The sequence below is a fragment of the Streptomyces sp. NPDC041205 genome (assembly GCF_055591765.1).
Map to the genome: position 1 here is coordinate 71,736 of NZ_JBVIZH010000017.1, position 6,963 is coordinate 78,698.

Annotated in this window: 5 protein-coding genes; 4 read left to right on the forward strand and 1 reads right to left on the reverse strand. The window is 75.5% G+C overall.

Annotated features, from left to right (window positions below):
* Nucleotides 1-21 precede the first annotated feature (21 nt).
* Entirely contained in the window at nucleotides 22-2,193 is a 2,172-nt protein-coding gene (locus ACZ6BG_RS38760; RefSeq protein WP_469010999.1) for a HelD family protein, read from the forward strand.
* A gap of 331 nt (nucleotides 2,194-2,524) precedes the next feature.
* Here the strand turns inward: ACZ6BG_RS38760 and ACZ6BG_RS38765 are convergent, their stop codons facing one another.
* Nucleotides 2,525-3,766, reverse strand: coding sequence for a pyridoxal-phosphate dependent enzyme (locus ACZ6BG_RS38765; protein ID WP_469011001.1), 1,242 nt, complete (start codon nucleotides 3,764-3,766; stop codon nucleotides 2,525-2,527).
* Nucleotides 3,767-3,982: 216 nt separating this feature from the next.
* Between ACZ6BG_RS38765 and ACZ6BG_RS38770 the strand changes: the two genes are divergently transcribed.
* The 3 genes from ACZ6BG_RS38770 to ACZ6BG_RS38780 form a co-directional block, all read left to right on the forward strand.
* Nucleotides 3,983-4,894: a LysR substrate-binding domain-containing protein gene (locus tag ACZ6BG_RS38770; RefSeq protein WP_469011003.1), complete on the forward strand. Its 912-nt coding sequence runs from the start codon at nucleotides 3,983-3,985 to the stop codon at nucleotides 4,892-4,894.
* A gap of 572 nt (nucleotides 4,895-5,466) precedes the next feature.
* On the forward strand, nucleotides 5,467-6,303 hold the full coding sequence (locus ACZ6BG_RS38775; RefSeq protein ID WP_469011006.1) for a DUF4097 family beta strand repeat-containing protein: 837 nt from the start codon (nucleotides 5,467-5,469) through the stop codon (nucleotides 6,301-6,303).
* 80 nt (nucleotides 6,304-6,383) lie between these two features.
* Nucleotides 6,384-6,963, forward strand: a 580-nt coding sequence (locus ACZ6BG_RS38780) for an ABC transporter ATP-binding protein (protein WP_469011007.1), incomplete at its 3' end; no start/stop codon positions are given.

Sequence of the window (6,963 nt, forward strand, 5' to 3'; positions counted from 1 at the left end):
TTTTCTTGTACGCTCGACGGCATGACGGCACCAGGCACCTCCCTCGACATCCCCGCCCCCGACGAGCCCCCCGCCCTCGACGCCGCGCTCGCGCGGGAGCGGCGGTACCACGACCTCTGCCGCGCCGCCCTCGCCGCGATGGTCGACGGCGCCCAGGAGCACGTCATCACCGGTGAGCACGTCGCCGCGTCCGGGGCGGACGCCGAAGTGCTCGGCTATCAGCTGCGCAGCCGGGCCAAGGAGATGCGCGAACTCCCCGACGCCCCGCTGTTCTTCGGCGCCCTCGACTTCGACGCCGACGCGACCGAGGCCGGGGACCACCGCGGTCAGCGCTACCACGTCGGCCGCCTGCGCATCACCGAGGACCCCGCGGCCCCGCCCCTGGTCGTCGACTGGCGCGCCCCCGTCTCGCGCGCCTTTTACCAGGCGGGCGTCCGCGACCCGCAGGGCGTCGCCGTACGCCGCCGCTTCGGCTGGGCGCCGGGCAGCGCGGGCGACTCGGCCGACCTGACGGGGCTCGAGGACGAGCATCTGATGGCGGGGGAGGGCGGGCACCTCGCGGTGGGGGCGGAGGGCGGGGACCCCGCGGCGGCGGAGGCCGGGCACCCCACGGCCGCGGCAGGGCCGGACGGCACCCGCCCCCGCAGCCGCATCCTCACCGGTGAGATCGAGCGCCCCCGCGTCGGCCCCATGCGCGACATCGCCGCCACCATCCAGCCCGAGCAGGACGACCTGGTCCGGGCCGCGCTCGCCGACTCCGTCTGCGTCCAGGGCGCCCCGGGCACCGGCAAGACGGCCGTCGGCCTGCACCGCGCCGCGTACCTGCTGTACACGCACCCGCAGCGGATCCGCCGCTCCGGCCTCCTCATCCTCGGCCCGAACCGCACCTTCCTGCGCTACATCGCCGAGGTCCTGCCCGCCCTCGGCGAGACCGGGGTGCGCCAGGCCACCGTCCGGGACGAGATCGCCCGGCAGCCGGTGCGGGGCGCGGACGGGCCCGGCGCGGCGGTCGTCAAGCACGACGCCCGGATGGCCGAGGTGCTGCGGCGCGCGCTGTACGCCCGGGTGCGGCCCGGCGGCGCCGAGTCGCTCGCGGTGCCGGACGGCTCGTACCGCTGGCGGGTCCCTGCCGGTGACCTCGACCGGATCGTCGCGGACGTACGCGCGGAGGAACCGCCGTACGAGACCGGCCGTGAGCGCGTGCGCACCCGCGTCGTGCGCCACATCCAGGAGCAGGCCGAGCGGCGCGCGGGCCCCGTCAGCAACACCTGGCTGCAGAAGATCTCCCGTGCCAGGGCCGTCTCCGCCTTCGTCGACGCGGTGTGGCCGAAGGCGCGGCCGGAGGAGGTGCTCGCCGAACTCCTCGCGGACGCGGGCGTGTTGGCGTCGGCCGCGGACGGGGTCCTCGGCGAGGCGGAGCAGCGGGCGATTCTCTGGGACCGGGCCCCGCGCTCGTACAAGTCCGCGAAGTGGTCGGACGCCGACCTCGTGCTGCTCGACGAACTCGCGGGCCTCGTCGAGCGGCCCGCGGGCTACGGCCACATCGTCGTCGACGAGGCGCAGGACCTCTCGCCCATGGAGTGCCGCGCCATCGCGCGCCGCGCCGACTTCGGCTCGCTCACCGTGCTCGGCGACCTCGCCCAGGGGACCACGCCGTGGGCGGCCCGCGACTGGCACGCCCTCCTCGCCCACCTGGGCAAGCCGGACACCCCCGTGACCCCGCTGACCACCGGTTTCCGCGTCCCGCAGGCGATCGTCACGCTCGCCAACCGGCTGCTCGACGGCCTCGGCGTCGACGTGCCGCCCGCCCGGTCCCTGCGCGGGGACGGCGAACTCGCCGTGCACCGTGTACGCGACGTGGCCGCCGCCACCGTCGACGTGGTGCGCGGCGCCCTGGCCCACGAGGGCTCGGTCGGCGTCATCGCCGCCGACGCCGCCGTCGCGGGGGTGCGGGCCGCGCTGACGGCGGCGGGCGTCGAGGCGGCGGGCCCCGACGAGATGGGCGCCCGCGTCACGGTCGTGCCCGCCTCGGTCGCCAAGGGCCTGGAGTACGACCATGTGGTCGCCGTCGAACCTGCGGACATCGTCGCGGCGGAGGAGCGCGGGGCGCACCGGCTGTACGTGGTGCTGACCAGGGCGGTCTCGCGGCTCGACGTGGTGTGCGGGCGGGAGGTGCCCTGGGAGGTGGTCTAGGGCGCGCCCGGGGGAGTGGTCCTGTCCGCGGGGTTGGTCCTGCCCGCGGGTTGGCCCTGTCCGCGGGGTTGGTCCTGTCCGCGGGTTGGCCCTGTCCGCGGGGTTGGTCCTGTCCGCGGGTTGGCCCTATCCGCTGGGTTGGTCCTGTCCGCGGGTTGGTCCTGTCCGCGGGTTGGCCCTGTCCGCTGGGTTGGTCCTGTCCGCGGGTCGGCCCTATCCGCGGGTCGGCCCTATCCGCGGGTCGGCCCTGTCCGCTGGGTTGGCCCTATCCGCGGGTCGGCCCCCGCCCGCCCGCGTTCCGCTTACACCGACCGTTCGCCCCCCCTGCCATTCACACCGCCCCATGCGGATTCGCCGCTGTCCCCTCCGTGCTCAGGAGCACCACCGTCGCCCCGGCCGCCAGGCCCAGCCCCGCCCGGCGTTCCCGCGCCCCCGCCCCGGTCAGCGCCGCCCGCGCCCCCGCCAGCGCGGCCGCCCCGCACGGCCCCGACGACACCCCGAGCGCCCCCAAGTCCCGGACCGCCGTCAGCGCTTCGGCGTCGGGCACCGCCACCGCCGCGTCCAGGCCGTCCCGCAGTACCGGCCAGGCGAGGCCGGACAGTGTGCCGCAGTTCAGCCCGGCCATCACCGTCTCCCCGGCCGCCACGGTCACCGACTCGCCCCGCGCCAGGCCGGCGAGGGCGGGCGCGGCCTCCGTCGGCTCCACGGCGAGCAGCGCCGGGCCGCGCGCGCTCCGGCTCCGGTAGTGCGTGACGGCCGCCTGTGCCAGCGAACCCACCCCCACCGGCACGGCCACCAGGTCAGGCGCACCGGCGCCCGCGTCGGCCACCTGCTCGTCCACCTCGGCGAACAGCGTGGAGTACCCCTCCACGATCCGCGCGGGAACCTCCTCGTACCCCTCCCACGCCGTGTCCTGCACCAGCACCGAACCCTCCGCCCGCGCCGCCGCCGCGGCCTCCCGCACCGCCCGGTCGTAGTCCCCGGCGACCCGCGTCACCCGCGCCCCCTCGCCCTCGATCGCGGCCGCCGCCCCGGGGTGCACCCCCTGCGACACGAACACATGGGCCCGCTGGCCCAGTTGGCGCGCGATCCGGGCCACCGCGCGCCCGTGGTTGCCGTCCGTCGCCGTGACCAGCTCCACGGGGGTGTCCGACGCCCGCTCCGCGAGGACGCGGTGCACCGCCCAGGACGCGCCGAGCGCCTTGAACGCGGGCAGGCCGAGCCGCGCCGACTCGTCCTTGACGAAGACCCGGCCGACGCCCAACTCGGCTGCCAGGGCGGGGAGTTCGGTGAGAGGGGTGGGGGTGTACTCGGGGAGGGTGGCGTGGAAGGCGCGGACTTCGGCGGGCGCGGGGGCGCAGGTCCACTCGCGGGCGGCGGGGTGTGCGTACCAGGGGGGTGGGGTGGTGGGGGCCGTGGTGCCGGAGGTGGTGGCGGTTTCGGTGGTGCCGGTGCCGGTGCCGGTGCCGGTGCCGGTGCCGGTGTCGGTGTCGGTGTCGGTGTTGGTGTTGGTGTTGGTGTCAGTGGCCGTGGCCGTGGCGCGGGACTCGATGGCGGGGCCGGTGTCAGTCATGGGACAACCCTGCGGCGCCCCGCACTCTTCGGTCCAGCTCATCTTTCCGACGTATATTCATCGACGGAACCGAAAGGTTCCGGGAGCTGTGGCGGGCGGCCGAGCCGACTGGCTGCCGGGCTGCCGCGCTGCCGAGCGCCGACCAGGTGAAAGCTGCCGAGTGCCGATCCGGTGAACGCTGCCGGGCGCCGACCCGGTGAAAGGGGCGCCGCCGCCATGTACGACCTCCACCGCCTCCGCCTCCTCCGCGAGCTGAAGCACCGCGGCACCCTCGCGGCCGTCGCCGCCGCCCTCTCGTACAGCCCCTCGACCGTCTCCCAGCAGCTCTCGCAGCTGGAGGCCGAAGCGGGGGTGCCGCTGCTCGAACCGGTCGGGCGGCGGGTGCGGCTCACCGCGCAGGCCGAGATCCTCGTCGCCCACACCGAGGCCGTGCTCGAACGCCTCGAACGGGCCGAGGCCGACATCGCCGCGTCCCTGCCCGGCCTCACCGGGACGGTGCGCGTCGCCGCCTTCCAGACCGCCGCCCTCGCGCTCGTCCCGGACGCGCTGACCCGGCTGCGCGCCGCCCACCCCGGACTGCGCCCGCACGTCACGCAGTTGGAACCGGAGGCCGCCCTGCCCGCCCTGCTCGCCCGGGACTTCGACCTGGTCGTCGCGGAGGAGTACCCGGGCGGGGCAGGCCCCAGGGACGCGGCGCTCGAACGGGCCGACCTGTGCGCGGACCCGATGCGGCTCGCCCTGCCGCGGCCGGTCCCCGAGGGCGGCGACGCCGACGACCCGGTCGCGGCCCTGCGGGCGCTCGCCGACCTGCCCTGGGTGATGGAGCCGGAGGGCAGCGCGGCCCGGCGCTGGGCGACGACGGTGTGCCGCGCCGCCGGGTTCGAGCCCGACGTGCGGTTCGAGTCGCCCGACCTGCTGCTGCACCTGCGGCTCGTGGAGCGGGGCCACGCGGTCGCGCTGCTCCCGGACCTGGTGTGGGGCGGCGGTGTGCCGACGGTCGCGCTGCGGGCGCTGCCGCCGGGGCAGCACGCGCGCACGCTGTTCACGGTCGTACGTCGTGGCCGGGGGTGGCACCCGGCGGTTGCCGCGGTCCGGGACGCCCTGCGGGACGCGGCGCGGACCGCGTAGCCCGGCGCCCACCCGCGCTCCCTGCCCGCCGGGCCACCGCGCTCCCTGCCCGTCGAGCCGGGCGCGGGTCCCCTCCCGCCCGGCCCGCGCCCCCGCCCGGCCCGCGCCCCCGCCCGGCCCGCGCCCCCTCTCGCCCGGCCCGCGCCCCCTCCCTCCCGCCTCCCCACCTGCTCGACCTCCCCTCCCGCCCCTTGGCGCCCCACCCGGCGCCTCCATGGCACCGCGACGGCGCCACGCCCTCCCCGTACGCCCTTCCGATCGCCGCACGCGCCATGCCTTGACGCCTTTCTGGCGTGGTGGCGGCCACGTTCCGTAAACCGGCACACGAGGGAAACCCCCAGCTCACACCCGCTATGGCGAGGCGTCCCGGCGCGCTGTGCGCCGGATCTCACCCCCTGTGGCACCACCTGGGTGCCAAGTGGGGTTGCACTGGCGCCATAGTGATGCCATGCTGGCGTCATGGAAAGCACGGCTCCAGGGGCTGAGAACGCCGGCCCGCCGGAGTGACGCAGGACAACTCATCCGCCCGCTGCGACCAGCGGGTCCGCACACCTCAGTCAGACAGGACGGCCATGCCTACTTTCGACACTCCCGAGCCCCTCTCCGCCCTCATCGAGTTCGAGATCGGAACCGCCCGCATCTCCGCCGGAAAGCGCCTCGACACCGTCGTGTCGGTGCTCCCGAGCGACGGCCGCGAGGACGTCGACGTGAAGGCCGCGGAGCAGGTCCAGGTCACGTGCAACAACGGCCGCCTGGTGGTCAAGGGCCCCAAGAAGCGCTCGCTGTTCGGCAAGGGCGGCTCGATCGAGGTCAGCGTCGAGCTGCCGGCCGGGTCGGACGTCCAGGGCCTCTCGCCCGCCGGCGTCTTCAGCACCGAAGGCCGCCTCGGCGACTGCCGGTTCGAGTCCGCCGCCGGTGACATCCACGTCGCGGAGGTCGGCGCCGCCTTCCTCCGGTCCGACCACGGCGACGTCCGCGTGGACCGCGCCACCGGCGACGTGGAGATCGACGCGGCGGGCCGCATCGACCTCGGCAACGTCGCGGGCGCCGCCAACATCCGCAACCGCAAGGGCGACACCACGCTCGGCGAGGTCACCGGCGAACTGCGCGTCAACTCCTCCAACGGCCGCATCTCCGTCGGCGTGGCCCACGCCGGAGTCGACGCCAAGTCGGACAACGGCACCATCAAGCTCGGCGAGGTGGCCCGCGGCCAGATCACCCTCCAGACCGCCGACGGCGACCTGGAGGTCGGCATCCGTGAGTCCAGCGCCGCCTGGCTCGAGGTGAACTCTCAGGCGGGCACGGTCCACAACTCGATCGGTTCGACCGACGGCCCCGGCCCGGACGCGGAGACCGTCCAGGTGCGCGCCCGCACCGGCCTCGGCGACATCGTGATCCGCCGCGCCTGACCGCACCCGCACCCGCAAGGACTCGTGACACGCAGAGACCGGCCTCGCATCAGCTACGGAAAGAAGAAGGAGGCGGCACGATGACTGCCACCACCGGTTTGACCGCCCCGCCGAAGGGGATCACCGCCCAGGGGCTGCGCAAGTCGTACGGCGAGAAGGTCGTACTCGACGGGATCGACCTGCAGGTCTCTGAGGGCACGATCTTCGCCCTGCTGGGCCCGAACGGCGCGGGCAAGACCACCACCGTCCAGATCCTCTCCACCCTCATCTCGGCCGACGGCGGGGACGCCCGGGTGGCGGGGCACCACCTGGCGCAGGACCCGGACGCCGTCCGCAGCTCCATCGGCGTCACCGGGCAGTTCGCCGCCGTCGACGGCCTGCTGACCGCCGAGGAGAACCTCTTCCTCATCGCGGACCTGCTGCACCTCGACCGGGCCGAGGGCAGGCGCCGCGCGGCCGAACTCCTGGCCCGCTTCGACCTCACCGACGTCGCCAAGAAGCCCGCGTCCGCGTTCTCCGGCGGTATGCGCCGCAAGCTCGACCTGGCCATGACCCTGGTCGGCAGGCCGAGCATCATCTTCCTGGACGAGCCGACGACGGGCCTCGACCCGCGCAGCCGCCGCACGATGTGGGACATGATCCGCGACCTCGTCGCGGGCG

Bases quoted from the DNA above. Each gene is read 5' to 3' on its own strand.
- ACZ6BG_RS38775 (WP_469011006.1), top strand. From the start codon at position 5,467: ATGCCTACTTTCGACACTCCCGAGCCCCTCTCCGCCCTCATCGAGTTC.
- ACZ6BG_RS38765 (WP_469011001.1), bottom strand. From the start codon at position 3,766: ATGACTGACACCGGCCCCGCCATCGAGTCCCGCGCCACGGCCACGGCC.
- ACZ6BG_RS38770 (WP_469011003.1), top strand. From the start codon at position 3,983: ATGTACGACCTCCACCGCCTCCGCCTCCTCCGCGAGCTGAAGCACCGC.
- ACZ6BG_RS38760 (WP_469010999.1), top strand. From the start codon at position 22: ATGACGGCACCAGGCACCTCCCTCGACATCCCCGCCCCCGACGAGCCC.